This is a genomic window from Rubricella aquisinus, from assembly GCF_014199445.1.
GTDB classification, from domain to species: Bacteria; Pseudomonadota; Alphaproteobacteria; order Rhodobacterales; family Rhodobacteraceae; genus Rubricella; species Rubricella aquisinus.
On record NZ_JACIJS010000006.1, the window covers coordinates 92,358 to 117,773 of the forward strand.

The 25,416-nt window shown below is 60.0% G+C and carries 24 protein-coding genes, 1 tRNA gene and 1 pseudogene; 20 read left to right on the plus strand and 6 right to left on the minus strand.

Translation table 11 applies throughout. The features are described from left to right. Entirely contained in the window at positions 1 to 762 is a 762-nt protein-coding gene (locus FHS89_RS10745; protein WP_184011488.1) for a hydroxypyruvate isomerase family protein, read from the plus strand. Positions 763 to 832: 70 nt separating this feature from the next. Then, positions 833 to 1,870, plus strand: coding sequence for a TRAP transporter substrate-binding protein (locus tag FHS89_RS10750; RefSeq protein WP_184011490.1), 1,038 nt, complete (start codon positions 833 to 835; stop codon positions 1,868 to 1,870). Positions 1,871 to 1,997: 127 nt separating this feature from the next. On the opposite strand, the gene FHS89_RS10755 is transcribed toward FHS89_RS10750, so the two are convergent. Beyond that, positions 1,998 to 2,723, minus strand: a complete 726-nt coding sequence (locus tag FHS89_RS10755; protein ID WP_184011492.1) for a FadR/GntR family transcriptional regulator — start codon at positions 2,721 to 2,723, stop codon at positions 1,998 to 2,000. 84 nt (positions 2,724 to 2,807) lie between these two features. Here FHS89_RS10755 and FHS89_RS10760 point away from each other — a divergent pair, with 84 nt between their 5' ends. The 11 genes from FHS89_RS10760 to FHS89_RS10810 all read left to right on the plus strand — a co-directional run bounded on the left by FHS89_RS10760 (position 2,808) and on the right by FHS89_RS10810 (position 15,798). Further along, on the plus strand, positions 2,808 to 3,557 hold the full coding sequence (locus FHS89_RS10760) for a DUF2182 domain-containing protein (protein WP_184011494.1): 750 nt from the start codon (positions 2,808 to 2,810) through the stop codon (positions 3,555 to 3,557). Positions 3,558 to 3,569: 12 nt separating this feature from the next. Beyond that, positions 3,570 to 4,220: a DUF1326 domain-containing protein gene (locus FHS89_RS10765; protein ID WP_184011496.1), complete on the plus strand. Its 651-nt coding sequence runs from the start codon at positions 3,570 to 3,572 to the stop codon at positions 4,218 to 4,220. Next, positions 4,217 to 5,323 carry a dimethylsulfoniopropionate demethylase gene (locus FHS89_RS10770; protein ID WP_184011498.1) on the plus strand — a complete coding sequence of 369 codons (1,107 nt, stop codon included), beginning with the start codon at positions 4,217 to 4,219 and terminating at the stop codon, positions 5,321 to 5,323. The genes FHS89_RS10765 and FHS89_RS10770 overlap by 4 nt, the downstream gene beginning before the upstream one ends. Positions 5,324 to 5,335: 12 nt before the next feature. Beyond that, the gene (gene acuI / locus FHS89_RS10775; protein WP_184011500.1) at positions 5,336 to 6,328 is read left to right on the plus strand and encodes an acryloyl-CoA reductase; all 993 of its coding nucleotides are present in this window, start codon (positions 5,336 to 5,338) and stop codon (positions 6,326 to 6,328) included. A 269-nt stretch (positions 6,329 to 6,597) separates the two neighbouring features. Next, positions 6,598 to 8,265: a BCCT family transporter gene (locus FHS89_RS10780; protein ID WP_184011502.1), complete on the plus strand. Its 1,668-nt coding sequence runs from the start codon at positions 6,598 to 6,600 to the stop codon at positions 8,263 to 8,265. A 94-nt stretch (positions 8,266 to 8,359) separates the two neighbouring features. After that, complete coding sequence (locus tag FHS89_RS10785; protein WP_184011504.1) at positions 8,360 to 9,586, plus strand: aminotransferase class V-fold PLP-dependent enzyme; 1,227 nt, start codon at positions 8,360 to 8,362, stop codon at positions 9,584 to 9,586. Positions 9,587 to 9,688: 102 nt separating this feature from the next. Continuing rightward, complete coding sequence (locus FHS89_RS10790; RefSeq protein ID WP_184011506.1) at positions 9,689 to 11,107, plus strand: cryptochrome/photolyase family protein; 1,419 nt, start codon at positions 9,689 to 9,691, stop codon at positions 11,105 to 11,107. Between the two features lie 29 nt (positions 11,108 to 11,136). Then, positions 11,137 to 12,453 (plus strand): NAD(P)/FAD-dependent oxidoreductase, encoded by a 1,317-nt coding sequence (locus tag FHS89_RS10795; protein ID WP_221229390.1) that lies wholly within the window; start codon positions 11,137 to 11,139, stop codon positions 12,451 to 12,453. After that, the gene (locus FHS89_RS10800; protein WP_184011508.1) at positions 12,450 to 13,232 is read left to right on the plus strand and encodes a DUF1365 domain-containing protein; all 783 of its coding nucleotides are present in this window, start codon (positions 12,450 to 12,452) and stop codon (positions 13,230 to 13,232) included. Before FHS89_RS10795 ends, FHS89_RS10800 begins: the two co-directional genes overlap by 4 nt. Before the next feature lie 44 nt (positions 13,233 to 13,276). Further along, a complete protein-coding gene (locus FHS89_RS10805) occupies positions 13,277 to 14,488 on the plus strand; it encodes an SAM-dependent methyltransferase (protein ID WP_184011510.1) in 1,212 nt (403 codons plus the stop codon). Positions 14,489 to 14,490: 2 nt separating this feature from the next. Next, the gene (locus tag FHS89_RS10810) at positions 14,491 to 15,798 is read left to right on the plus strand and encodes an MFS transporter (protein ID WP_184011512.1); all 1,308 of its coding nucleotides are present in this window, start codon (positions 14,491 to 14,493) and stop codon (positions 15,796 to 15,798) included. Here FHS89_RS10810 and FHS89_RS10815 read toward each other — a convergent pair. From FHS89_RS10815 to FHS89_RS10825, 3 genes are read right to left on the minus strand one after another with little or no spacing between them, the layout of a single operon-like run. Continuing rightward, positions 15,781 to 16,578, minus strand: a complete 798-nt coding sequence (locus FHS89_RS10815; RefSeq protein WP_221229391.1) for an SDR family NAD(P)-dependent oxidoreductase — start codon at positions 16,576 to 16,578, stop codon at positions 15,781 to 15,783. The two genes, FHS89_RS10810 and FHS89_RS10815, sit on opposite strands and share 18 nt — an antisense overlap. After that, positions 16,575 to 17,255 (minus strand): DUF6134 family protein, encoded by a 681-nt coding sequence (locus FHS89_RS10820; RefSeq protein ID WP_184011514.1) that lies wholly within the window; start codon positions 17,253 to 17,255, stop codon positions 16,575 to 16,577. Before FHS89_RS10820 ends, FHS89_RS10815 begins: the two co-directional genes overlap by 4 nt. Further along, on the minus strand, positions 17,252 to 17,896 hold the full coding sequence (locus tag FHS89_RS10825; RefSeq protein WP_184011516.1) for a ChrR family anti-sigma-E factor: 645 nt from the start codon (positions 17,894 to 17,896) through the stop codon (positions 17,252 to 17,254). The genes FHS89_RS10820 and FHS89_RS10825 overlap by 4 nt, the downstream gene beginning before the upstream one ends. Positions 17,897 to 18,037: 141 nt before the next feature. Between FHS89_RS10825 and FHS89_RS10830 the strand changes: the two genes are divergently transcribed. The 4 genes from FHS89_RS10830 to FHS89_RS10845 all read left to right on the plus strand — a co-directional run bounded on the left by FHS89_RS10830 (position 18,038) and on the right by FHS89_RS10845 (position 21,135). Beyond that, the gene (locus tag FHS89_RS10830; RefSeq protein WP_184011518.1) at positions 18,038 to 19,174 is read left to right on the plus strand and encodes an NUDIX domain-containing protein; all 1,137 of its coding nucleotides are present in this window, start codon (positions 18,038 to 18,040) and stop codon (positions 19,172 to 19,174) included. A 60-nt stretch (positions 19,175 to 19,234) separates the two neighbouring features. Beyond that, a complete protein-coding gene (locus FHS89_RS10835) occupies positions 19,235 to 20,278 on the plus strand; it encodes a cysteine synthase A (protein WP_184011520.1) in 1,044 nt (347 codons plus the stop codon). Beyond that, entirely contained in the window at positions 20,275 to 20,982 is a 708-nt protein-coding gene (locus FHS89_RS10840; protein WP_184011522.1) for an alanyl-tRNA editing protein, read from the plus strand. The genes FHS89_RS10835 and FHS89_RS10840 overlap by 4 nt, the downstream gene beginning before the upstream one ends. Before the next feature lie 63 nt (positions 20,983 to 21,045). Then, a tRNA-Ser gene (locus FHS89_RS10845) sits at positions 21,046 to 21,135 on the plus strand. A 307-nt stretch (positions 21,136 to 21,442) separates the two neighbouring features. Here FHS89_RS10845 and FHS89_RS16195 read toward each other — a convergent pair. Beyond that, positions 21,443 to 21,625, minus strand: a complete 183-nt coding sequence (locus FHS89_RS16195) for a hypothetical protein (RefSeq protein WP_221229393.1) — start codon at positions 21,623 to 21,625, stop codon at positions 21,443 to 21,445. A gap of 215 nt (positions 21,626 to 21,840) precedes the next feature. Then, positions 21,841 to 21,984: pseudogene (locus tag FHS89_RS16485) on the minus strand (hypothetical protein); the annotation flags it as partial. Positions 21,985 to 22,571: 587 nt separating this feature from the next. Here FHS89_RS16485 and FHS89_RS10855 point away from each other — a divergent pair. Genes FHS89_RS10855 through FHS89_RS10865 form a run of 3 tightly spaced genes read left to right on the plus strand, consistent with a single transcriptional unit; the run spans position 22,572 to position 25,415 of the window. Next, the gene (locus tag FHS89_RS10855; RefSeq protein ID WP_184011526.1) at positions 22,572 to 22,826 is read left to right on the plus strand and encodes a hypothetical protein; all 255 of its coding nucleotides are present in this window, start codon (positions 22,572 to 22,574) and stop codon (positions 22,824 to 22,826) included. Positions 22,827 to 22,849: 23 nt separating this feature from the next. Next, a complete protein-coding gene (gene zorA / locus FHS89_RS10860; protein ID WP_184011528.1) occupies positions 22,850 to 24,532 on the plus strand; it encodes an anti-phage ZorAB system protein ZorA in 1,683 nt (560 codons plus the stop codon). Next, entirely contained in the window at positions 24,519 to 25,415 is an 897-nt protein-coding gene (locus FHS89_RS10865; protein WP_184011530.1) for an OmpA/MotB family protein, read from the plus strand. Before zorA ends, FHS89_RS10865 begins: the two co-directional genes overlap by 14 nt. Position 25,416 lies beyond the last annotated feature (1 nt).

Below are 25,416 nucleotides of genomic sequence, written 5' to 3' on the forward strand. Positions count from 1 at the left end.
ATGCCGCGCTTTTCCGCCAATCTGGGTTTTTTGTGGACCGACCGCCCCTTGCCCGACGCCATCCGCGCGGCCCATGCGGCGGGGTTTCAGGCGGTCGAATGCCATTGGCCCTATGACACCCCTGCCGCTGATGTGGCCGCAGCTCTCTCTGATACGGGCCTGCCGATGCTGGGGCTGAACACAGTGCGCGGCAATCCGGGGGAGAATGGCCTCTCCGCCTTGCCGGGGCGGGCGGACGCGGCGCGCGCGGCGATTGATCAGGCGATCTTCTATGGGGCGGATATTGGGGCAGGGGCTGCGCATGTCATGGCCGGGTTTGCCGCTGGGCGGGCCGCGCATGACACGTTCATTTCCAATCTGCGCTATGCCACGGATAGGGCCGCTGAGCATGGCATGACCATCCTGATCGAGCCGCTCAATCCTTATGACGCACCGGGCTATTTCCTCAGCACCAGCGCGCAGGCCGCGGACATCATCGCAGACATCGCTGCCCCGAACCTCAAGCTGATGTTTGATTGCTACCATTTGCAAATCGTCGAGGGGGATTTGACCCGGCGGCTGGAGGCGCTGATGCCGATCATCGGGCATATCCAGTTTGCCTCTGTCCCCGCGCGGGGAGAGCCGGATAGGGGGGAGGTGCACTATCCCCATATCTTCGCCCATCTCGATGCGCTGGGTTATGCCGCGCCCCTTGGTGCGGAATATCGCCCTCAAGGAGAAAGCGTGGAGGCCGGTTTGGGCTGGCTCTCGCCATACATCTGATCGCATCCCCCTTGACGGCTGCGGGGCAAGGTTGCACCGTCACCGCCTAATGTTGTCAGGGAGGACACATATGAAATCGTTTCTGAAAACGGCACTTGTGGCATCCGTCGCCACCGTGCTGACGATGGGAGCTGCAACGGCACAGGACGTGACCCTGCGCTTCCAGCATTTCATCTCGAATGCCAGCGCGGTGCCGAAGAATTTCATGATCCCGTGGGGGGCCAAGATCGAAGAAGAAAGTTCTGGGCGCATCGACTTTGAGCTTTATCCCGCGATGCAGCTTGGTGGCGCGCCGCCCGCCTTGTACCAGCAGATCGCCGATGGGGTGATTGATGGGGGCTGGTTCCTGCCCGCCTACACGCCGGGCCGCTTCCCCAGCTCCGAAGTGTTCGAGTTGCCTTTCGTGAGTTCCAAAAGTGCCGAGGACACGTCGCGCGCGGCTTACGAATTCTACCTCAAATATATGCAGGAGGAATTCGCGGATGTGAAAGTCCTCGCCGTGCATGTGCATGGTGAGGGGGTGATCCACACCCGGGGCCGCACGGTGGAGCGGCTGGAGGATATGGACGGCCTGAAACTGCGTGGCCCGTCCCGTCAGGCCAATGCGCTTCTGGCGGCGATGGGTGTTAGCCCTATCGGGATGCCTGTCCCGGCCTTTCCCGAGCAATTGTCGAAGGGCGTTGTTGATGGCGGCGTGATCCCGTGGGAAATCGTGCCCTCGCTCAAGGTGCACGAATTGGCCGATAGCCATACGGAGATCGGCGGCGACCGCTCGCTCTATAACACCTTCTTTGTCTGGGCGATGAATTGGGACAGCTACAACGCGCTGCCTGATGACCTGAAAGCGGTGATCGACGCGAATGCGGGCCTGGAGACATCTGGCTGGGCCGGGCGCGCGATGGATATCGGCGATGTTCCGGGCCGTGAAACGACGGTGGCCAATGGCAACACGATCATCGAACTTGATGAGGCCGAAACCGCCCGCTGGCGCGAGGTTGCAGGCCCGGTCATTACCGCCTGGGTCGCGGAGATGGATGGCCGCGGGCTGCCCGGTCAGGCGATGCTGGACGATGCGCGGATGCTGATCGAAAAGCATTCGGGCATGTAATCCACGCCCCATACCAAAATGAAAGGCGCATCCAAACCGGGTGCGCCTTTTGCGTTTCTTTTTTCCAGAAATACCTCGCCCGCGCGGCGAGCGCGACCCGGGCGGCGCAGTCCGCTCGGGTCTCCCGTCAGGCCCGCCGCTTGGCGCGCGCGCTTTGCCCGAGTGCTTGGGTATAGGCGGCAAGGGCTGACAGGGCTGCCGCCGCATCATCCGCGTTTTGTGCAGCGACCGCATCCGCGATGCGCTGGTGCAGGGCGATGACCTCTGCCCGGTCGCGCGCGGTGTAGGTCACCATGTTCATCAAGGGTTGCATTCCTTCCACCGCCCCGGCGAGTTGCCATGACAACAAAGGATTGCCCGCCGCATCCACAAGCGCGCGGTGAAACGCTACGTCCGACGCGCAGAACGCTTCATCCGACAGCCCTTTCATCCGCTGCCGGTCGAGTTCTGCCGCCATCCGGGTCAGATGCCCCTCTTGCCGCCGCGCACAGGCCAAGGGCAGGGCGGAGTGTTCCAGCGCGAAACGCGCCTCGCAAGCCGTGTCAAAATCAATGTCATGAAGGGAGATCAGAAGGGTCGCGTCGCTCGCCATATCGCGGCCTGCCTCCTCCCAACTGATCCGATGGACAAAGGCACCGCCTGCCGCCCCCCGCTCCGTCCGAATGAGTTTTTGCGCGGCGAGCCGTTTGAGCGCCTCGCGCACCGTGGGGCGGGACACGTCAAAGCGTGCGGACAGTTCCGCCTCGCTCGGCAATCGGTCATCCGCGCCAAGCTGACCGGTCAGGATGGCCTCCCGAATGGTGCGGGCAATCTGAACGGGCAGAGGCTCGGTAGAGAGTGATTTGTAATCCATAAAAGTAATATGTCAGACAATTTATCATTTGACAAATGCCTTCCGCGTGGTGGACGGTCGCGCCAGATTTTGCGGATAGGTGTCATGACGGCGATCAAACAATTCCCCGCGCTTCGCGCCCTTGGCTGGCTGAGCTTCTTTGCCGCGATCCTCGCGGCTTGGGCCGTGCTGTTCATGATGGCGCGGATGTCGGGAGTGGACGTGATCGGGCGGCCCGTGGGCATGAACATGATGCCGATGACCACCTTTGGCGCGTTGTTCCCGATGTGGGCCATCATGATGGCGGCGATGATGCTGCCGACGATGGTGCCGACCCTGCGCACCTATGATGACACGATCCGCGCCGGGGCAGGGTCGCGGGGCGGATGGTTTGGCGTGCTTGCGGGCTATTTCATCATCTGGGTCGGGTTTGCGGCCCTGATCGCGCTGGTGCAGGTCGCGCTGACGGCGTTTGGCATTGTTGATGCGCTTGGTATCGCAGCGTCGCGCTGGTTCGCGGCAGCCCTCCTGATCGTCGTGGGCCTGTTCCAGTTCAGCCGCGCCAAGGATGTGTGCCATGGCGTGTGCCACGCCCCGATGACCTATTTTCTGGGCCACTGGCGCGGTGGCGCGCGGGGTGGGCTGCGCATGGGACTTGGGCTGGGTGTGTATTGCGTCGGCTGCTGCTGGGGTTTTATGGCGCTGGGCTTTGTCGGCGGGGTGATGAGCCTCTTGTGGATGGGTCTCGCCACGCTGTTCATGATTTTGGAAAAACTGCCCGAAATCGGGCACCGGGTGGTGCGCCCCATGGGGGTCATGCTGATCCTTGGTGGTGTCGCATTGCCCTTCGTATAAGGGAGGAACGACATGTCTAATCCATTGGCCCCGCCCCGGCGGGAGGTCACGCCCGCCGATTGGGCGATCAAGGGGGAGCTGTTTCTCAACTGCTCCTGCACCGTGTTCTGTCCCTGCGTGGTCAGCCTTGGCGCGCACCCGCCGACCGAGGGGCATTGCCACGCGTGGATGGCCATCGCGATTGATGAGGGGCATTACGAGGGTGAGAGCCTATCGGGCCTCAATGTGGGCCTTCTGGTCGATATTCCGGGCCGGATGGGAGAGGGCAACTGGCGCGTCGGCGCCTATGTCGATGAGCGCGCGAGCGATGCGGCCTATAACGGCCTTTTGGCGATCTTCTCCGGCGCCGCGGGCGGCACGACGGGCCTGTTCACAATGCTCGTGTCCGAGATCATGGGCGCCGAGCGTGAAAAGGTCGAAATCATCCGCGACGGCAAGCGCCGTGGCCTTCACATCGGCAAGAAAATCCGGGGGGAGATCGAAATGATCGACGGCAAATCCCCCGATCATCCGGTTATGGTGTCGAACTCCACCTATTGGATGGGGCCGGACATCATCGCCGCGAAGGGGCTGAAATCCAAGGTGCGGGATTATGGCCGCGTGTGGGATTTCGGTGGTCTGTCGGCAGAAATCTGCGCGATTGACTGGGGAGGCTCCAAGTGAGCCCGCTTCTGTCCGTCTCGCGCCGGTTGCGGCGCACGCCGTTCTCCGACGGTGTCGAGGCGGCTGGGGTCAAGGGATACACCATCTACAACCACATGCTCCTTCCCACTGTGTTTCGCAGTGTGGAGGAGGACTATCACCACCTGAAAACCGCGGTGCAGGTCTGGGACGTGGCCTGCGAACGGCAGGTGGAATTGCGCGGCCCTGATGCGGGGCGTCTGATGCAGATGCTCACGCCGCGCGATCTGCGCGGGATGATGCCGGGGCAGTGCTATTATGTGCCCATCGTCGATGAGACGGGCGGGATGTTGAACGATCCGGTGGCGCTGAAAATCAGCGAGGACCGGTATTGGATTTCCATCGCCGACAGTGACCTGTTGTTCTGGGTCAAGGGCATCGCGTTTGGCTACCGGCTGGATGTGCTGGTCGATGAGCCGGACGTGTCGCCACTGGCAGTGCAGGGGCCACAGGCGGATGCGCTGATGGAGCGTGTGTTTGGCCATGACGTCACAAATCTGCGCTTCTTCCGCTTTGGCTGGTTCGATTTTGAGGGCAACACATTTGCCGTCGCCCGGTCCGGCTATTCCCGGCAAGGCGGGTTTGAGATCTATGTCGAGGGGCATCAGAACGGGATGCCGCTGTGGAACGCGCTGATGGAGGCGGGCCGCGATCTGGATGTGCGCGCGGGCTGTCCCAACCTGATCGAGCGGATCGAGGGCGGCTTACTCAGCTATGGCAATGACATGACGCGGGACAACACGCCCCACGAATGTGGCCTTGGCAAGTTCTGCAACACTCAGACGGCGATTGGCTGCGTGGGGCGGGATGCGCTGTTGCGCGTCGCAAAGGAAGGCCCGATCCGGCAGATCCGCGCCATTGCCATCGAAGGCAGCGCGGTGCCGCCCTGTACCGCCCCGTGGCCAGTGACGGTCAACGGGCGTAAGGTGGGGCAGATCACATCCGCCACTTGGTCCCCGGACCACAAGACCAATGTCGCCATTGGCATGGTGCGGATGGATCATTGGGACGAAGGCGCCCGCGTGGTCGTCGAAACCCCGGATGGGGCACGACAGGCCAGTGTGCATGAAAAATTCTGGTATTGAGGAGAGAGTGAAATGAGCTTTAACGCATTGGTTGTCACCAAGGATGACGAGGGCAAGACCCACGCAGGTGTAGAGCAGATCACGCTTGATCAGTTGCCGGAGGGCGACGTGGTGGTCGCGGTCGAATATTCGACCGTGAATTATAAGGATGGCCTGTGCATCGGGCCGGGTGGCGGGCTTGTCCGCAATTATCCGCATGTGCCGGGCATCGACTTTTCCGGCACGGTCGAAACATCCGAGGATGACCGCTACAAACCGGGCGACAAGGTGGTCGTGACCGGCTGGCGCATGGGTGAAAATCGCTGGGGCGGCTATGCGCAAAAGGCGCGGGTGCCTGCCGATTTTCTGGTGCCCCTGCCAGAAGGCATCACCACGAAACAGGCGATGGCCGTGGGCACAGCGGGTTTTACCGCGATGCTGGCGGTGATGGCGCTGGAAGATCATGGGCTGATGCCGGGTCAAGGGCCGGTCCTGGTCACGGGCGCTGCGGGCGGTGTGGGGTCGGTCGCGACCGCAATCCTCGCGCATCTGGGATATGAGGTTGCCGGGGTCACGGGGCGGCCAGAGACGGCGGATTACCTCAAATCCCTCGGGGCCACCCAGATCGTCGCGCGCGAAGAAATCAATGAGACCGTGAAACGCCCCCTTGAGGCTGAGACATGGGCTGGCTGCATTGATGCCGTCGGCGGCGCGATGCTTGCGCGGGTTCTGGGCCAAGTGAAATACGGCGGCTCGGTCGCGGCTGTGGGCCTTGCTGGTGGTGCCGGGTTGCCTGCGACCGTGATCCCGTTCCTGTTGCGCGGCGTGAACCTTCTGGGCATCGACAGCGTGATGCAACCCTATGACAACCGGGTGCGCGCATGGCGCCGGATTGGCTCTGACCTGCCGATGAACAAGCTCGAAGAGATGATCCAACCCGCCAACCTTGGCGACCTGCCTGATCTGGGCCGGGCCATCCTGAAAGGGCAGGTCAAGGGTCGCGTCGTGGTCGACGTCAACGGCTAAAGCTTCCATTTGCGACATTTATTTGTCGTAAATGGAACATACTACATCGCAACTGAGTTAAACCAGTAGGTGAGGCGTGTTAGCCTTCCTGCGGGTTTTGTTTTGCGAAGAACCCGGAAATTTGGCGTAACCGCGCGACATAACAGCGTGGCGAAAAGGGGAGCCATGATCACTCTGTCCTTGACGGACCTAAAGGTCATCCGTCGCGCAGCAGATACCTTCACGCGAGGATTGATACTGACAAAAAACAACATCAATAAGGAGACCACATGACCGATGAAACGGTAAATCAGGGTATTCCAGATCCCGATGGTCATTCACATACCATCGAAACAGAATACGAGGTGGGCCAGAACAATATCGAAAGCTCTGTTGGCCCCTTCGGCTTTGACATTCATAACCCGGTCTTTTTGATCTCGGGCGTCTCTATCGTGGCCTTTGTGTTCTACGCGTTGGCATTGCCGCAACATGCGGCTGATCTTTTTGGCTGGCTGCGTCCGACGCTGACCAGCAGCTTTGACTGGTTCTTTTTGGGAGCGGCGAACATCTTTGTGTTGTTTTGCCTCTTTCTGATTGTCTCGCCTTTGGGGCGTGTGCGGTTGGGCGGATCGGACGCGGCGCCGGATTACAGCTATCCGGGTTGGTTCGCGATGCTGTTTGCTGCCGGCATGGGCATTGGGCTTATGTTCTTTGGTGTGCTTGAGCCGGTCTATTACTTCGGCACACCTTGGGGGGATCAGCCGTTGGGTGTTGTCCGCCCCTTTGCCGAGGATGGCACCCTGATCCCTGAAAATGTGGAAGCCGCGCGCAGCATGGCGCTTGCCGCGACAATCTACCATTGGGGTCTGCATCCATGGGCGATCTACGCAGTGGTGGCGCTGGCTTTGGCTTTGTTCACCTACAACAAAGGGCTGCCACTCACGATCCGTTCGGCGTTCTACCCGATCTTTGGGGAGCGGGTTTGGGGCTGGACAGGACATGTCATTGATACGCTTGCGGTGTTTGCGACGCTGTTTGGCCTTGCCACTTCGCTCGGCTTCGGTGCGCAGCAGGCCAATGCTGGTCTGGAGTATGTCTATGGTATTCCCAACAATACGACCGTGCAGGTTCTGCTGATTTCCGGCATCACGGCAATTGCGCTTGTATCGGTGATGCGGGGTCTTGATGGCGGGGTAAAGGTGCTGTCGGAGATCAACATGCTGATCGCGACGGGGCTCTTGCTGTTCGTGATGTTTGCCGCAGGTATCACAGGAATTCTGGGTGACTTCATCGGTGGGATCGGTGCTTATGCGCAAAACATCCTTCCGCTGTCGAACCCGGTTGGGCGCGAAGATACCGGCTATCTGCAAGGTTGGACGGCCTTTTACTGGGCCTGGTGGATTTCATGGTCGCCGTTTGTGGGCATGTTCATCGCGCGGGTTAGCCGTGGCCGGACTGTGCGGGAATTCATCATTTGTGTTCTGTTGATCCCGTCGCTCGTTTGCATCCTGTGGATGGCAACCTTCGGTGGTGCCGCGATTGAGCAGGTGATCAACGATCCGGCTGGTTCTGCCGTCAAGGCGCAAGTGATTGACAGCTACAACCCACCGATTTCGCTCTTTGCGATGCTTGAAGGGCTGCCACTGTCTGCCATCACGTCGACGATTGGTGTGATCCTTGTGATCGTGTTCTTCGTAACCAGCTCCGATTCCGGCTCGCTTGTCATCGACACGATCACGGCGGGTGGCAAGATCGACGCGCCGATGCCGCAGCGGGTATTTTGGTGCACCTTTGAAGGTGCGGTTGCCATCGTGCTTCTGTTGGGCGGTGGATTGGCTGCCTTGCAAGCCATGGTCATTTCGACGGGCTTGCCATTCACGATTGTGCTGCTGTTGATGTGCTATGCGATTTATCGCGGGCTGCTGGATGAAAGCCGTATCCTGAAAAGCAAAGCTTAGGCACGGGCGCAGCTTGTAAGCTGCGGGCAGTTTTGACAACACTATCACGGCCCGGCAACGACCGGGCCGTGACTTTGTCTGTGGGGAGCGACAAATGACCAGATTAGACGTGGATTTCGTGCGGGACCAATTCCCGGCCTTCGCCGAACCCAGCCTTGTGGGGCAAGCGTTTTTTGAGAATGCGGGCGGCTCGTTTACCTGCAAACAGGTCGTGCACAGGCTCAACAGGTTCTATACCCAGCGCAAGGTGCAGCCCTACGCCCCCTATGACGCATCGACCCGTGCGGGGCTGGAGATGGACGAGGCGGGCAAACGCCTTGCAGCGCTCCTGAATGTGGAGGTGGACGAATTGTCCTTTGGCCCGTCCACGACCCAAAACACCTATGTTCTGGCCCGGGCATTTGCGCAGATGATGCAACCGGGCGATGCGATCATCGTGACCAATCAGGATCACGAGGCCAATTCCGGCCCATGGCGGCGATTGGCGGAGGAGGGGATCGAGGTCCGCGAATGGCATGTTGACCCCGAAACCGGCAGCCTGCATGTGGACGGGTTGAAAAAGCTGCTCGACAGCAATGTGCGCGTCGTGGCCTTTCCCCATTGTTCCAACATCGTGGCAGAGGTCAATCCGGTGGCCGAATGGTGCCAAATCATTCAGGAGGCGGGTGCTGTCGCCTGTGTCGATGGGGTCAGCTATGTGCCGCACGGGTTCCCGGATGTGCGCGCGCTGGGGGCGGATATCTACCTCTTTTCCAGCTACAAGACGTTCGGGCCGCATCAGGGTCTGATGGTCATTCGTCAGCCACTGGCCGCGATGCTGCCCAATCAGGGGCATTATTTCAACGCCGCCGATCCGCGCAAACGTTTCACGCCCGCGGGGCCGGATCACGCGCAAGTCGCCGCGTCGGCAGGCATGGCCGATTATGTCGATGTGCTCTACGCCCATCACCACAATGAGGACGCCCCGGCGGCGGAGCGGGCGCGGATCGTCACACGCCTGATGCAGGCCCATGAGCGCGAGATTTTGCAACCCTTGCTCGATTTCGTTGTGGCCCATCCCCGCGCGCGCCTTATTGGTCCGGCGGATGCGGCCCGCCGCGCGCCAACGGTCGCCATTCTGGCGGAGCGGCCGGGCGTGGACCTGGCCAAGGACCTTGCCCCGCGCGGGATGATGGCCGCGGGCGGGGATTTCTATGCCGTGCGGCTTCTGGAGGCTTTGGGCATAGACCCGGAACATGGCGTGTTGCGCGTCAGCTTCACCCATTACACCACGCAAGAGGAGGTCACCCGCCTGATCGCCGCCCTTGAGGACGTGTTGTAGGTTTTTTGAAGTTTCTTAACAAAACCTGACCCCCGACGTGATCCGATCGGGCCTGTATCCCGTATTTCTTTTTACAGAGATAGGACGTAGTGTCAGGTTTAGATGACAGATTCAGAGACGCCCAGCCTTCTATGGCTCCGCCGCGATTTGCGGCTTTCCGATCATCCGGCCTTGACCGCGGCCGTGGGGGCAGGCGCAGTCATCCCCGTTTTCGTCCTTGATCCAGAGACCGAAGCACTGGGTGCCGCGCCGCGCTGGCGATTGGAACAATCCCTTGTTTCGTTTGAAAAAACTCTGAAAGACAAAGGCAGCCGCCTGATCGTTCGCCGGGGGGCGGCGGCACAGGTGTTGCGTGATCTGGTAGAGCAGACCGGCGCGCGGGCCGTGCATTGGTCCCGGCTCTATGATCCGGTGTCAAAGGCGCGTGACACCGCCGTGAAATCCAGTCTGAAGGAGATGGGCATCACGGCGCAGTCTCACCCGGGCCACCTCTTGCGCGAGCCATGGACGGTGGAGACGAAAACCGGCGGGTTCTATAAGGTCTACACACCCTATTGGAAGGCGATGGCGCAACTCGATATGGACGCGCCGCTGCCCGCGCCAAAATCCATCCCAAACCCGCAGAACTGGCCTGACAGCCTTAAGATTTCCGATCTGGGTTTGGGCAAGGACATGCGCCGGGGGGCGTCCGTCGTCGCGGAATTTGCGATTGTGGGGGAGCAGGAGGCGCAGGGGCGGCTTGGCGCGTTCCTGTCGCACGGGATCACCGAATACGCCAGCGCGCGCGACCGCACGGATCAGGGGGGCACATCGGGCCTGTCGGAAAACCTCACCTACGGGGAGATTGGCATCCGCGCCGTGTGGCACGCCGCCCTGCGCGCCCGGGAGGAGGGCAAACCGGGGGCGGAGACCTTCCTCAAGGAGCTTGTTTGGCGTGATTTCGCGTGGCACCTCATCCATCATACGCCGCATATCACCGACGAAAGCTGGCGCCCGGAATGGCAGAGCTTTCCGTGGCGCGACGATAATGACGACGCGGAGCGCTGGCGGCGCGGCCTGACCGGGGAGCCGATGGTCGATGCCGGGATGCGGCAGATGTATATCACCGGCACCATGCACAACCGGGTGCGGATGCTGGTCGCGAGTTACCTGACCAAACATCTGATGACCCATTGGCGGGTGGGGCAAAAGTGGTTCGAGGAATGCCTGATCGACTGGGATCCGGCCTCCAATGCGATGGGCTGGCAATGGGCGGCGGGCAGCGGCCCGGATGCCTCCCCCTATTTTCGTATCTTCAATCCCGAGACGCAGGCAGAGAAGTTTGATCCCAAACGCACCTATCGCCGCCGCTTCATTGCGGGCTATGGCGGCTCGAAAGAGGCGGATGCGTTGAAACTTTTCGAGGCCGTGCCCCGTAGCTGGAATATGACCCCGGCTGATCCATATCCCGAACGGATGGTTGATTTGAAAGCCGGGCGCGAGCGGGCGCTCGACGCCTACCAAAAACATAAAGCCGCGTAACACGACGGCGCACGAGCAGGAGACTGACCTTGAAGATTGCAGTGATTGGCGCCGGGATTTCCGGCATGGGTGCAGCTTACGCCTTGGCGGAGGACCATGACGTAACGCTGTTTGAGCGTGAGGGGCGCTTTGGCGGCCATGCCAACACCGTCACGGCGCATGTGAACGGGCAGGATATCGCGGTCGATACCGGCTTCATCGTGTATAATTACCGCAATTATCCCAACCTCACGGGCCTGTTTGAGCATCTCGACGTGCCGACGAAATGGTCGGACATGTCTTTTGGGCTTTCGGTCAATGGGGGCGCGCTGGAATACGCCTGTGACGACCTTGATCAGATTTTCGCGCAGCGGCGCAATCTTCTTAAACCGCGCTTCCTCAAGGGCATTCTGGAGATCCGCAAATTTCAGACCACGGCCCCCGGCCAGCTTGACGCGGGCGATCTCGATGGTCTGAGCCTTGGTGATTGGATCGTGCGGGACGGCTATTCCGACTGGTTCCGCGATTGTTTCGTGTTACCGATGGGGGGCGCGATCTGGTCGACGCCAACGGATGACATGCTGGATTTCCCGGCGGAGAATTTCGTGTCCTTCTTCCGCAATCACGACCTGATGACGGGCCTTGAGCCGGCGCAGAAATGGCGCACGGTGGATGGTGGGTCGCGCGAGTATGTGCAGCGTCTGATTGCCCGGCTGGGCCTGCGGGTGCGCGCGGATGCAGAGGTCGTGCAGGTCAGCCGCACCGGTGGGCAGCCCAAGCTGCACTTCGCCGACGGCTCGGAAGCCGTGTTCGATCAGGTGATCATGGCCACCCATGCGCCCATCTCGCGGCGGCTATTGGCGGACGCGGATGCGCAGGAACAAAGCATCCTTGGCATGTTCAAAACCGCGCCGAACCGTGCCGTTCTGCATTCCGACCCGAGCCTGATGCCCAAGCGCAAAAAGGTCTGGTCCAGCTGGAATTTCCTCTCGGGCGGGAGGGAGGCCGATGCGGGCCGCCCCGCGCCCGTCACCTATTGGATGAACCGCCTGCAATCCATTCCAAAGGAGCATCCGCTCTTTGTCTCGTTGAACCCCGGAACGGAGCCGGACCCGGCGCTGATCCATGCCGAATTCAGCTATGATCACCCGCTGTTTTCCGAGGGCGCGTTTCGTGCTCAGGAGGATATCGGCCATATTCAGGGCCGGGGTGGCGTTTGGTATGCGGGCGCGTGGCTGGGCTATGGGTTCCATGAGGATGGTCTGCGGTCGGGGCTGCGGGTTGCGGCATCGCTCGGGGCAGCACCCGATTGGGCAAAGGACATGCCAGAGGCCTATGTCACGCCGCTCACACGGGCCGCGGAATGACGGACGCCGCGATCAGGCTCTACACTGGCCATGTCATGCATATGCGCCTGATCCCGAAGCGGCATCAGTTCAGGTACGGTGTGTTCAGCCTGCTCCTCGACATTGACCGGATGGAGGAGGCCGCGCAGCGGTTGCGCCTGTTCCGCATCGCCCGCTTTGGCGTTCTGTCCTTTGCCAACAAGGATCACGGCGCGCGCGATGGCAGCGCGCTGCGCCCATGGGTGGAGGCGCATCTGGCGCGCAAAGGATTGGCCCGCCCTGCGCGGATCGACCTGCACTGTTTTCCCCGGCTTTGGGGCTTCGTGTTCAATCCGCTGTCTGTCTATTACTGCTATGACGCGGATGGGGTGCTTTATGCCACGGTATATGAGGTGAAAAACACCTTTGGCGGGCAGGAAGTGTATGCGTTGCCGGTTGCAGGTGATGGCCCCGCCCGGCAGATCCAGCAAAAGGCGTTTTGGGTCTCTCCCTTCATCGGGATGGATCAGACCTACCGTTTTACGGCGCAGCCGCCCGGTGCGCGCATCGCGCTGCGGATCAAGCAGGCCGGGCCAGAGGGGGAGACGCTGATCGCGACGCATACGGCCACGGGTGGTCCGGCGACGGATGCGGCCATCGCGCGGGCCATCCTGCGCCATCCGCTCATGACACTGCGGGTCGTGGCGGGCATCCATTGGGAGGCGCTGCGACTTTTCCTCAAAGGCGTTCCATTTTTGGGCGCGGAAGACCCGGCTGCGAAACAGAGCGGGCCACGCGCCCCCGGCGCATTGAGCAAATGATAATTTGCGGTAAGATCGAGTAAAATATGAACCAGATGACGACCATGACAGAACCGCTCACCAGCCTTGAAGGTCAGACAGACCTGCCTCGCCTTTATGCGTCCGTGCACCAATTGCTTGGCCGCGTGCAGGCCGGAACGCTGGATGTGACGCTGCCCGATGGGCGCACGTTCCGTTATGAGGGGCCGCAGCCCGGACCATTTGCGCATGTTCTGGTCCAGAATGATCAACTCTTCTCTCGCGTGATCCGGGAGGGGGACAACGCGTTTCCCGAGGCCTACATGGACGGCTGGTGGGACACGCCCGATCTCATGGCACTGCTCGATCTGTTGATGCTGTCGAATGACGAGATCAGCCGCTCCATCCCCGGTGCTGCGATTTTCCGCGCCTATGAGCGGCTGCGCCATTGGCTGCGCTCCAATTCCAAGACGCAGGCGCGCAAGAACATCTCCTATCACTATGATCTGGGCAATACGTTCTATGGCCTATGGCTTGACGATACGATGACCTATTCCTCAGCGCTGTTTAAGGATGGGCAGGACAGCCTTGAGCAGGCGCAGATCAACAAATACGCGGCGCTCTGTGACAGCCTGAACCTCAAACCCGGCGATCATGTGCTGGAGATCGGCTGCGGCTGGGGCGGGTTCGCGGAATTCGCGGCCAAGGAACGCGGTCTGCGGGTCACGGGCCTGACGATCAGTCAGGAACAGCATGATTTCGCGGTGGAGCGGATGGCACGGCTTGGCCTATCCGATCAGGTGGAGATCGTGATGCGCGATTACCGCGACGAGACCGGGCAATATGACGGCATCGCCTCTATCGAGATGTTTGAGGCGGTGGGGGAGAAATACTGGCCCACCTATTTCGATACGGTCCATGCGCGGCTGAAACCCGGCGCGCGGGCGACGCTTCAGATCATCACCATCGCGGATGAATTGTTCCCGGTGTACCGTAAAACGGTGGATTTCGTGCAGAAATATATCTTTCCCGGTGGGATGCTGCCGTCACCATCCGTGCTGCGGCAGCATGCCGCCCGTGCGGGCCTGACCGAAGTTGGCTCAATCGAGTTTGGTGAAGGATATTCCGACACGCTGCGCCGCTGGTATGAAACCTTCAACGCGAAATGGGATCAGATCGAGCCACTGGGCTTTGACAATCGGTTCCGGCGGATGTGGAATTTCTACCTCACAAGCTGTGCGGCAACCTTTCACACCGGCATCAACGATGTGACGCAAATCACTCTGACGCGGCCCTGAACATGGGTCTTGGGCGCGGGCAGCTTTTGTCCTACGGGCTGCCGGCGCTGCCGATGGCGGGGATTTACTTTCCTGTCTATGTGTTTCTCGCGCCGTTTTACGCGGGCACGTTTGGCCTGTCCGTCGGGGTGATCGGCGCGATTTTCATCACCATCCGCCTGTTTGATGCGGTCAGCGACCCGGTGATGGGCTGGCTGTCGGATCGCACGACCCTGCGGCTGGGTCGCCGCCGCACATGGCTCGTGATCGCCACGCCCATCATCATGGTCAGCGTTTTGGGGCTTCTCGCCCCGCCCGATGGCATCGGGGTGGGGTGGTTTGCAGGCTTTCTGTTTGCCCTCACCATTGGTTGGACGATGTACCTCACCCCGTTTTTTGCCTGGGGGGCGGAATTGTCGGGTGTCTATGAGGAACGCAGCCGCATCACCGTGTGGCGCGAAAGCATCGGGCTAGTGGGCACGATTATCGCCGCCGTCCTCTATGGTATCACGGATGAGCGGGCGGGGCTGTTCCATGTGGCTCTGTTCGTCGCGATCACGCTGCCGATTGCGACGCTGATTGCCTGCGCCCGCGTGCCCGAACGGCCAAGCCTCGCGCGCGAACCGGCAAAGCTCGCGGGCATCATCGCAGCCCTCAAGGGTGAGCCGATTTTTCGGCGGTTGCTCTTGGCTTATTTCATCAACGGGGCGGCCAATGGCCTGCCTGCGGGGCTGTTTCTGTTTTTCGTGCAGTATCGTTTGGGGGCTGACAGTGCGACGGGGGGGCTGCTCCTGATCCTTTATTTTGGGGCGGCGGTGTCGGCGGCACCCTTCTGGATCTGGGCCAGCGCGCGGTTTGAAAAGCACCGGGTCTGGTGCTGGGCCATGATCTATGCCGGGGCGGTGTTTCTGTGTGCGCTCACCTTGGGGGAGGGCGACGTGATCGGCTTTGCGATCATATCGGGCCTGTCGGGGCTCGCGCTTGGCGCGGATCTGGCGCTGCCAAGCTCCATGCAGGCCGATGTTGTCGATCTGGATACCGCGACAAGCGGTCAGCACCGCACAGGGGCGTTTTTTGCCGTTTGGTCGGTGGCGACGAAAGCGTCGGTCGCGCTGTCAGGCGGGATCGCGCTGTTGATCTTGGAGGTTGTGGGATTTTCGGGGCAGGGCGGCAACAGCGCGCTTGCGATCACCACGCTCGCGGTGCTCTATGCGGCGGCACCGGTGGTGCTGAAAGGGATCGCGGTGGCGATGATGTGGCACTATCCGCTGACCAAGGCGCGGCAGGCCGATATCCGCGCGCGGATCGAGGGATCAGCGGTCGGCGGTTGAGCCGTCCCAATTCGTGGCCTTGCGCTGCGCCCAGATATAGGCGCGGTTCGGCAGGGCACCGATCGCCTTGAGGATCAGCACAAACCGGGTTGGAAACGCGATCTCGAAACCCGGCTTTTCAAGCCCATCGACAATGCGCGTCGCGGCCTCCTCCGGTTTCATCATGAAGGGCATTTCAAAGCCGTTCACGGCGGTCGCGTCCGTCTCCACAAAGCCGGGGCAAATGACGGAGAAGCGGATGCCCAGATCCTCCCCATCCATCGCGAGCGCTTCTCCCATCGCGATGAGGCCCGCTTTTGTTGCGGAATAAACAGCGGCATCAGGCAGGCCACGGTACCCCGCGACGGAGGCGGTGAGCGCCACATGCCCCGCACCCTGCGCAATCAGCACCTTGAGCACCGGATCAAGCGCGTTTGTCACCCCTTCAAGGTTCACGCGAAACATTTTGCGCGCCGTCTCCGCGCTGAAATCCACCGCCCGCATGGGGGTGTAGACGCCCGCGTTCAGGATCACGAGTGCCAGCGGTCCACGCTCCTTGATCTGGTCCACGATGGCGGTCATTTCGTCGGGGTTCGTGACATCACCGGGCGCAGGGATGATCCGCCCGTCCGGGGCCTCTTCCGCGAGGGTTTTGAGGTCATCCTCAGAGCGGGCGGTGGCAAACACCGTCCAGCCCTTGCGCGCGAGTTTCAGCGCAACCGCGCGCCCGATCCCGCCACTGGCCCCGGTGATCCATGCAGACCCTTGGGAGGGGCGGGCGATATGGGTCATCACGCTCATGCCGTATCCCACAACCGGGTCAGGCTGACATCCGGGTCTTGCGTGACGATGCGGGCGGTCTGCCCGCGCGCCTCAAAGGTGGAGCCGACCCATTCGCCGCTTGGATCGTAGTAAAGGTTGAGGTCAATATCTCCGACAACGGCGTAGCGTGTCGCGTCAAATGCCCCAACTGGCGTTTCAAAGGTGGTGACTGCATCGCGGCGCGCGTTGACGTCGAACTGGCTGCCATCCTGCGTGGAAATCCACACTGGGCGCTCCAGAAACACCGGATGCCAATAGGTTGTCGTCGCGATAGAGCCTGTCACCAGCCCGGTGAATTTGCTGGCGTCCACGTCCAGTCCATCGGGCGCGCGTTCCGCATCGACGCGAAAACTGTCCCCGTTTTCCTGAGTGCGCGAATGGATCGAGGCCACTTCGCCATCCACCCATGTTTCGCGGTTCATCATGCTGTAGGAATAGGCGTCAAAGCCAAACAGCTTCACTTTGATATCAATGTCGATATCGACCTTCAGCCCGGAGGCGGATTGCGCGATGGCAACGACCTGCTCCCCGATTTTGGTGGAGCCACGGTAAATCTCGAACCGGCGCTGCGCCTCAGCGCCTTGCGCAAACACAGGAGACGACATCAGCGGCAGGGACGCGGCCCCTGCCATCACTGCACGGCGGGACAGTTTCATCGTGTCAGAACGTTCAGCGCGCGGGAGAACCGGCCCGTAAACTGCATTCCGCCGGCCATGACGATCAGGCAGTAGCATACTTCATCTCCTACAATTTCCGGATGGTGATCGTGGGAGTGATCTGCCTGCGCCACATCGCCCTTGCGATAGACGGTATCGCCGTCCTGCATCGCGCCGGAGAAAATCAGCGTGGCCTCTTCGCCAGTGTGGGTATGGGCAAGCATCCGCGCACCAGGCTTTGCCCGGATCAGCGACACGTCCTCCCCATCAAAGCCGGAGAGTTTGTATTCATGCAGTCCGGGAAGGCGGAATTGCCACGGCAAATCGTCAAGCGGTGCTGCGATGACATCCTGAATGGCACGGGGCAGGGGCGAGGTATCGTCATACTGCGCCGCTTTCGCAGGGGCAGGGACGGACCCCTCCCCATCAATCGCGGCCAGCGCTGCGGACAGCGCCCCGTCCGACATATCCGCGTCAGATGCACACACGAACGCGCCGCCCACATCCTCCATCAGCGACACGCGCTTGCGGCATGTCGGGCAATAGGTGAGGTGGGAGGACACCAACAAGCTCATCCCGTCCGACAATGTGCCGGCGGCAAAACTTGCCAATGTTTCCAGTTCTGGATGTGCGCTAGCCATGTTGCCCTTTGCCCTTTGGCGATCACTCCATGTGATCATTTACGTCTGATACGGACACCAATCAATTTTGGATCATCATTGGATGCAGAAATATACCGAATGAGATAAGCGTCAATAAACCAATGAGACGGAGACAGGCAAATGACTGCCGATGCGATGTTCTTTTTCGGCACTTTACGCGATCCCCTGACCCGCGATGCGGTGATCGGACCAGAGGCGGCGGGGCTGTCGATCCGTGCGGCAGTGATCGCGGATGCCCGTGCACATGGGGTAAAGGGGCAGGACTTCCCGATCCTCATCGCCGAGGACGGCGCGCAGGCGGACGGCATTCTTGTCACCGGCATCACGGCTGAGGCCCGCGCGCGGCTTGCCTTTTTCGAAGGGGAGTTCGGCTATACACTTGAGCCACGTCAGGTCACGGCAGATGGGCAAACCCATGAGGTCGAGGTGTTCATCGCGGACCCAGCCGCGTTTGAGACGGACGGACCATGGGATTTCGCGCGCTGGCAGGCGGATCAACGGGCCGGGTTCGTCCGCTCCGCCGCCGAATTGATGCGCCATTACGGCACCCGGCCTGCCACGGATGCGCCTGTGCTGTGGAACGGCATCCGCGCGCGCCAATTCTCCGCCACACGGGCCGCGGACCAACAGCGTCCCGCGCAGCATCGCAGCCCCTTTGGCCGCGCGGATGTGCGGGTCAGTCGCCACGCGCAGCCCTATGCGCATTTCTTCTCCATCGAGGATCACACCCTGTCGCATCGGTTGCATAACGGCGGATGGAGCGCCCCGTTGGAGCGTGCGGTTCTGGCCAGTGCCGATGCCGTGACCGTCCTGCCATGGGATCCGGTGACCGACCGCGTGCTCCTGATCGAGCAGTTCCGCCCCGCGCCTTTCGTCCGGGGGGATCAGTCGCCATGGCTGCTGGAGCCGGTTGCGGGCCGGATGGATGGGCTGGAAAGCCCCGAGGATTGCGCCCGCCGCGAGGCGCGGGAGGAGGCGGGCATCACCCTCACAGCGCTGGAAAAGGTCAACAGCCATTACCCCAGCCCCGGCACGGTCACGGAATATGTCACCTGCTATATCGGGCGGGCTGATCTGGCCCGCGCGGGCGGGGTGCATGGGGTGGAGACCGAGCATGAGGATATCCGCTCCCACCTTCTGACATTGGCAGAGGCCGAAGCGGCGGTCGCAAGTGGAGAGATCGCCGTCGGCCCGTTGATCGTGTCGCTCTACTATCTGCGGCTGCATCATGCGCGGTTGCGCGCGGCGTGGGGTTGATGCCGCCGGACCACGGGCTTAGTTTCACAGTCAAACGCGCCCAAGCAAAGGTTTCCCATCATGAACGTGTATAAAGACCTGCCCGCCGCCGTCGGGAACACCCCGCTGATCCGCCTGCGCGCGGCGTCGGAGGCAACCGGGTGCGAGATTTACGGCAAGGCCGAATTCCTCAATCCCGGCCAATCGGTCAAGGATCGCGCGGCCCTGTCGATCATTCGCGCGGCGGAGGCAGATGGCAGCCTGCGCCCCGGCGGCACCATCGTGGAGGGGACAGCAGGCAATACTGGCATTGGCCTCAGCCTTGTTGGCGCGGCCTTGGGCTATCGCGCCGTGATCGTGATCCCGGAGACCCAGACGCAGGAAAAGAAGGACATGCTGCGTCTTGCCGGAGCGGAACTGGTCGAGGTGCCCGCCGCCCCCTATAAGAACCCCAACAATTTCGTGCGCTACTCAGAACGGCTTGCCAAAGCGCTCGACAAGACCGAGCCGAATGGCGCGATCTGGGCCAACCAATTCGACAACACGGCCAACCGGCAGGCCCATATCGACACCACCGGGCCGGAGGTCTGGGCGCAAACGGATGGTAAGGTGGATGGCTTCATCTGTGCCTGCGGGTCAGGCGGCACGCTGGTGGGCATGTCCATGGCGCTGAAAGAGCGCAACAAGGATATCAAGATCGGGCTGGCGGACCCGGACGGTGCCGCACTCTACCGCTATTACACCACCGGCGAGCTTGGCTCTGACGGCTCGTCGATTGCCGAAGGGATCGGGCAGGGGCGGATCACCCGCAACCTCGAAGGGTTCACCCCCGATTTCGCCTATAACATCCCCGATGCCGAGGGGCTGCCGGTCATGTTCGATCTGTTGCAGCACGAGGGGCTGTGCATGGGCCTCTCCACGGGCATCAACGTCGCGGGCGCAATCCGCATGGCAAAGGACATGGGCCCGGGCCACACGATCGTGACGATCCTGTGCGATTACGGCACGCGCTACCAGTCCAAGCTCTACAACCCGTCTTTCCTGCGCGAAAAGGGCCTGCCCGTCCCCGAATGGCTTGAGGCAAAACGAGACGGCATCCCCGACGTGCGTGAGGCGGTCGAATGACCGAGCCGCTGTTCCGCGATGCCTATCTGAAAGAGGCTCAGGCGACCGTCACGGGTGTTGTTGAGGGTGGTGTAATCGTGGATCGCTCCTTGTTCTATCCCATGGGCGGCGGTCAGCCGGGGGATACCGGGCGGCTGGACTGGGAAGGTGGCACCGCCACCGTCAGCAACAGCGTGAAGGGAGAGGGGCAGAGCATCGTCCTCCTTCTTGATGGCGAAAGCCCGCCTGTTGGCACTCCCGTGCGCCAAACCCTCGATTGGGACCGGCGTTATGCGCATATGCGCATCCACACTGCGCTTCACCTGTTGTCCGTCGTGATCCCGTTGCCCGTGACCGGAGGGTCGATCAGCGACGTGAAGGGGCGGCTCGATTTCGATATGCCCGACGCGCCGGAGGACAAACAGGCGGTCGAGGACGCGCTCAATGCGCTTGTCGCGGCAGATCACGCGGTCACGGAAAGCTGGATCACCGATGCGGAACTGGAGGCCAATCCGGGCCTTGTCAAAACCATGTCCGTCAAACCCCCTATGGGGCAAGGGCGGGTCCGGCTGGTGCGGATCGGGTCCGATGAGACCCAGATTGATTTGCAACCCTGCGGCGGCACCCATGTGGCGCGCACCTCAGCAATCGGCCTGTTGCGCCTTGGCAAAATCGAGAAAAAGGGCAAGCAGAACCGCCGCGTTTCAATCCATTTTGCGGATTAACGAAACTGGCGCATTCGGCCCCTTGCAATCCGCGGCGCGTTAGGTAAAACACCGCTCACTTGCGGTGGGGTGGCCGAGTGGTCGAAGGCGCACGCCTGGAAAGTGTGTAGGCGGGGAACCGTCTCCAGGGTTCGAATCCCTGTCCCACCGCCATTTGCCCCAGTATCTACATCCCACATCAAGTCTGTGCGGTTATTGCCCGACTTGCGCTGGTTTGCGGCTGTGTGGTCGCTCATGAGACACACGGTGAGCGCGGATCCACGCCTATTTCCGGGCGCAGTTTCTATTGCCCAGTTTGGGCGGTGGTGTCTTCGGTGATTTCGCTGACAACAGGCAATTTTCATAGAAATATTTAGTCTAAGGCCGTTTTCGGCGCTTGTGACTCAATTTTAGAGGGATTTCTTTATTATAACAGGGGAGTTTTTTTGACCGTGATTCCGAAGCTTTTCTCCTGGCAGGGCTAGTCGAGTGGAAATTGGGTCCAGAACAGTGTCTCGAGGGTTAATTTGAGCAATTGGATTCCGGTGATGATTGCTTCATGGATCAGCGGCGAAAGCGTGGCCAGTGATGTGATCGGCGCAACGTCGCTCTCGGAAAAGCCTTCTCGAATTGTAATGGTTTTGCTGGCGATGGCAGACGCCATCCTGGGGAGTCAGTCGTTCCGGTCACGAGACAGTTGGGAAGGTAATACCGAACCCGCCGGCCATGACGTTTTGTGTGCGTCGGTGTGAGCGGATCGCCAGTCTCGTCCCTGAAATTGCCAAGCAACGGGGCGGAGAGTGTGGCGTCGGTCTTTGATCCGGTGAGCTTGCCCACTCCACACCGGCGCGCGCTGGCGGATTGCGGCTTGTCCTGTACCCGCTCCCAAAAGGCATCGCTGACTATAGCGGTAAGAGCGCCTGGCAAGACCTTTTCCTTGTGCCGGATAAGGCCTCGATAAACCGCATTAGTCAGGGGCCGAGATATCTGCCCGCGGCTGAACATGGCACCGCCCTGCCGGATGCCATCGGCAAAGACCCGTCGCCTCGGCCATTCGAGCCGCCTAGGCCGTTGCTTTCAAACAGCTATTTTCAATGTAGAACTCGAACAGTCGGCGCACCGTCTTGGGCTCGGTCTGGTTGCCAACGAGGCCGCGCCAGTTGGAGTAGGGATCCGGCGTTGAGCGCGGATTTTTTGTCGGCAATGAGAACCGCTTTTTTTCTGCCTTCGTCAGATCGACCAAACAAATGCAGGTCACTTCGTTAACGTCGATTGACTTGGCTGCTTCTAGTCGTCCGTGTCAGGCGATGATCTCGTTCGCCTCATAGATCTGGATCGGGTTTATAAATCCGAACTCTCTGATGCTGGCCGCGATCTTCCGGGTTTGTTTTGCAGAGTTCGTAAACAGTGCAAACCGCTTCAATGTTGCAATCACGCGTTTGAAATGTGTTGCTGTACTGGTGGTGTCGCCTAGAGTGTTTGAAACGGAATGTAGGACGGCTCAGCAGATGTAATTGGCAAAAGCATTCTGTCGTTACTTGTAGATAGCCACCGAAAACGAATAACTCACGGATTAGAAAAATTTTTAAAAAATTGAGAGGCCGAGCGAATTGACTTTTTCAAAAATTTATCAACTCGAGAGAAAAGGTCCTCTCAAATCCTCGACGAACTTCGTTGAGAGCTACCGCAATCCAGAATTTGGCGCCTTGCGTGTATTGATGAGCGGCCCTTCGGCCTGCGTTGCGCTGTTCCGCAAAATAGTCAGTTCCGTCGGTTTTTTGGAATATTTGCATCAGGATCAAAGCGTTGCGGAAACGAATTTTGATCTTGGGTCCGGGGCCGAAAATCTAGGTATTACAAACTAGATAGTCAAAGTGGAGAAAGTGCGATGCGAAGCATCAGCCGTTTCAGTTGGTTTTTGATTTTCCTTGTCGCAGGGGTTTGGATTGCCACCAGCTTCCTAGAGGCATCGCTAGAAATTGTGTCTTTCAAAGTGGCAGCGGAGGTCGTGAACGAGCTTCTCTCTGGGCAATCTGAAAACGTATCTGATCGTACTTTCGTCTTTACTCTTGCGGCTTGGATCGTTGCGGTTGGCGCGGGTCTCTTAGTCGCCTATTTGGCTGTCTACGGACTAATCGTTCCATTTCAAATTGACCAAGCAACGCGAATGCTAAAGTCCGCCAAAGACCGCAAAGACTTTACGGCGAATTATGATGATCTCCACATCAAGCTGGCAAAGCATTCTTTGTTGGGAAGAGCTTGGCGCGAGTTTGACGAGACGTTGGTCAAGCCGGGGTTTGGTTCCAAACCAGCTGTAATACAGAATACCACTCGCCCAAATGTGTTCTTCAATGCAGAGCTTGTTCGGGGGCATTCCTTTGGCCTGAAGATGATGCCGAGCATCCCCGGCTACTTCGTTGGTACAGGCCTACTTCTGACCTTCATCGGGCTAGTTCTCGCTCTAGACACGGCAGGGACTGCTGTTACCACTGAGGATAGCTCTGAGATGCAAGCTGCAACGAGAAAGCTTCTGGAGGTTGCTTCCTTCAAGTTCTCGACCTCGATTGCGGGTCTTGGAAGCTCGATCGTTCTGGGCATTGTCTTCCGATCAATTGGAATCTGGATAGAGACAGCATTCGCAAGACTTTGCGAAGAGATCGAAACTGTTCTCCTCTACCGTTCACCGCAGGCAATCTCGGTGGAAATGGCCTCCGATCTGAAAGAGCAGCGAGATTATATGAAAGACATAACCCAGGGTGATTTCTTCCAGCGGTTTGGGCAAGAATTCGAGCCGCGTCTCCAGAATGCAGTCTCGGGAGCTATGGCGCCGGTGATTTCTGGCATTCAAGCGGCCGTCGAGGAGCTCTCCAGCCAAAGCCGACAGGGCGCAGAAGACCTTCTGGGCAAGTTTACCGAAACCCTTCATGAGGGTGCAGGGACAGAGATGCGTGAACTTGCGAAGACCTTTGAGGGCATTCAGACAAACCTCTCAACGCTTCAGGACGCGCTAGGTGAAACCAGCCGTGGCTTCGGAGGCGACATGGAGAGGGTGTCGAGTACCTTGACAGCATCCCTTGCTCAGGCAACCGAAACAGCAGAAGCGTTCAACACGGCCGCCCGACGGCTTGAGCGCTCAACCGCGCCGCTTCTTGAGAGTGGGACCAAGATCTCCGAGGCAGTTGATAAGATGGAAGCTTCCCTGCGCACCACCACAAATGCCCTTGAAACGGAGCAGCAGGCTGTCGCATCGCTTTCGGAGAAACTCGCCGCTCAGATGAAGGAGCAAGAGGCTCTCTGGGCCCAATATGCCGAACGCTTCCAGGGAATTGATGCCGAACTGGGAGGAGCGCTTGAGCAGTTATCGAAGGCTACGAGAGAGCAAGGCGAACGTATGCACGAGTACGCTGTTAAAGTCGATAAGGGGCTGGCGGAAGCCGTTGATAAGCTGAGGGGTCTCCTTGGAGGTCTTGATGAAAACACCCGTGAGTTCGGGGAAAGTGTTGAACAACTTGCGGAAGCTTTGAGGAACGGCCGTAATCTAACAGACGAGCGACTCGATGACCCCCTTTGACCTTGCAACAAACTCCGTTGAGCACGAAGAAGAGGAGAACTACTTCGTCTCTATGACCGACATGATGGTCGGGGTGCTTTTCATTTTCATCATCATGCTCATGGTTTTTGCTATGAACTTTCGCGAGCAGACCGATGAACAGGAGCGGATTTCGGCAGAACGGCTAAGAATTCTTGAAGAGCTCGAACAAGAAACAGAAAGAGTTGCGCAGCGCCTTGAACACCTCCGTGGAGAGGTCCGCGACGAAATCGATGTTCTCGCAACGCAGCAAGGTGTACGCAATCGGCTTCTGCGCGACATTAGAGAAGCTCTTGAAGATGAAGGTCTTGTTGTAGAAATCGATGAAAGAAACGGTGTGCTCCGGCTGACGGAAGACGCTGTTCGTTTTGGTACTAACAGTTCTGCGCTGAGCGGGACGAATCGTCGAAATGTTGGGCGGATCGGTGCAGCCCTTGCGACGGTACTTCCTGCCTACACCGCATGTTCTCAGACAACTCCAACAGAGGGGTGTGGACGAACCGGCAGTACCACTGTTGAGACGGTCTTTATTGAAGGCCATACAGACAACACCGGAGGGGACAATCGAAACTGGCAGTTGTCAACAGAACGCGCCGTTACAACCTATCGTGCGATTGCTACTGATGAACCCCTGTTGACGAACCTGCGCAATCGCGCAGGGCGGCAAATCATGTCGGTCTCAGGCTACGCCGCAACGCGTCCTGTGACTAACGATCGGACCGCGGATGGTTTGGCACGAAATCGAAGAATTGATTTGCGCTTTGTAATGGAAACAGACACGCGGAGGAGACTTGGCGAAATCCTTGAGCTAACCGATGCGATGCAAGGTGAGATCAAGAAGCTTCGTGACTTGGGAGGCCAGTAAC

Excerpts from the sequence above, each read along its gene's own strand:
- FHS89_RS10745 (WP_184011488.1), top strand. The coding sequence starts at position 1 with ATGCCGCGCTTTTCCGCCAATCTGGGTTTTTTGTGGACCGACCGCCCC.
- FHS89_RS10750 (WP_184011490.1), top strand. The coding sequence starts at position 833 with ATGAAATCGTTTCTGAAAACGGCACTTGTGGCATCCGTCGCCACCGTG.
- FHS89_RS10755 (WP_184011492.1), bottom strand. The coding sequence starts at position 2,723 with ATGGATTACAAATCACTCTCTACCGAGCCTCTGCCCGTTCAGATTGCC.
- FHS89_RS10760 (WP_184011494.1), top strand. The coding sequence starts at position 2,808 with ATGACGGCGATCAAACAATTCCCCGCGCTTCGCGCCCTTGGCTGGCTG.
- FHS89_RS10765 (WP_184011496.1), top strand. The coding sequence starts at position 3,570 with ATGTCTAATCCATTGGCCCCGCCCCGGCGGGAGGTCACGCCCGCCGAT.
- acuI (WP_184011500.1), top strand. The coding sequence starts at position 5,336 with ATGAGCTTTAACGCATTGGTTGTCACCAAGGATGACGAGGGCAAGACC.
- FHS89_RS10780 (WP_184011502.1), top strand. The coding sequence starts at position 6,598 with ATGACCGATGAAACGGTAAATCAGGGTATTCCAGATCCCGATGGTCAT.
- FHS89_RS10785 (WP_184011504.1), top strand. The coding sequence starts at position 8,360 with ATGACCAGATTAGACGTGGATTTCGTGCGGGACCAATTCCCGGCCTTC.
- FHS89_RS10790 (WP_184011506.1), top strand. The coding sequence starts at position 9,689 with ATGACAGATTCAGAGACGCCCAGCCTTCTATGGCTCCGCCGCGATTTG.
- FHS89_RS10800 (WP_184011508.1), top strand. The coding sequence starts at position 12,450 with ATGACGGACGCCGCGATCAGGCTCTACACTGGCCATGTCATGCATATG.
- FHS89_RS10805 (WP_184011510.1), top strand. The coding sequence starts at position 13,277 with ATGACAGAACCGCTCACCAGCCTTGAAGGTCAGACAGACCTGCCTCGC.
- FHS89_RS10810 (WP_184011512.1), top strand. The coding sequence starts at position 14,491 with ATGGGTCTTGGGCGCGGGCAGCTTTTGTCCTACGGGCTGCCGGCGCTG.
- FHS89_RS10815 (WP_221229391.1), bottom strand. The coding sequence starts at position 16,578 with ATGAGCGTGATGACCCATATCGCCCGCCCCTCCCAAGGGTCTGCATGG.
- FHS89_RS10820 (WP_184011514.1), bottom strand. The coding sequence starts at position 17,255 with ATGAAACTGTCCCGCCGTGCAGTGATGGCAGGGGCCGCGTCCCTGCCG.
- FHS89_RS10825 (WP_184011516.1), bottom strand. The coding sequence starts at position 17,896 with ATGGCTAGCGCACATCCAGAACTGGAAACATTGGCAAGTTTTGCCGCC.
- FHS89_RS10830 (WP_184011518.1), top strand. The coding sequence starts at position 18,038 with ATGACTGCCGATGCGATGTTCTTTTTCGGCACTTTACGCGATCCCCTG.
- FHS89_RS10835 (WP_184011520.1), top strand. The coding sequence starts at position 19,235 with ATGAACGTGTATAAAGACCTGCCCGCCGCCGTCGGGAACACCCCGCTG.
- FHS89_RS10840 (WP_184011522.1), top strand. The coding sequence starts at position 20,275 with ATGACCGAGCCGCTGTTCCGCGATGCCTATCTGAAAGAGGCTCAGGCG.
- FHS89_RS16195 (WP_221229393.1), bottom strand. The coding sequence starts at position 21,625 with ATGGCGTCTGCCATCGCCAGCAAAACCATTACAATTCGAGAAGGCTTT.
- zorA (WP_184011528.1), top strand. The coding sequence starts at position 22,850 with ATGCGAAGCATCAGCCGTTTCAGTTGGTTTTTGATTTTCCTTGTCGCA.
- FHS89_RS10865 (WP_184011530.1), top strand. The coding sequence starts at position 24,519 with ATGACCCCCTTTGACCTTGCAACAAACTCCGTTGAGCACGAAGAAGAG.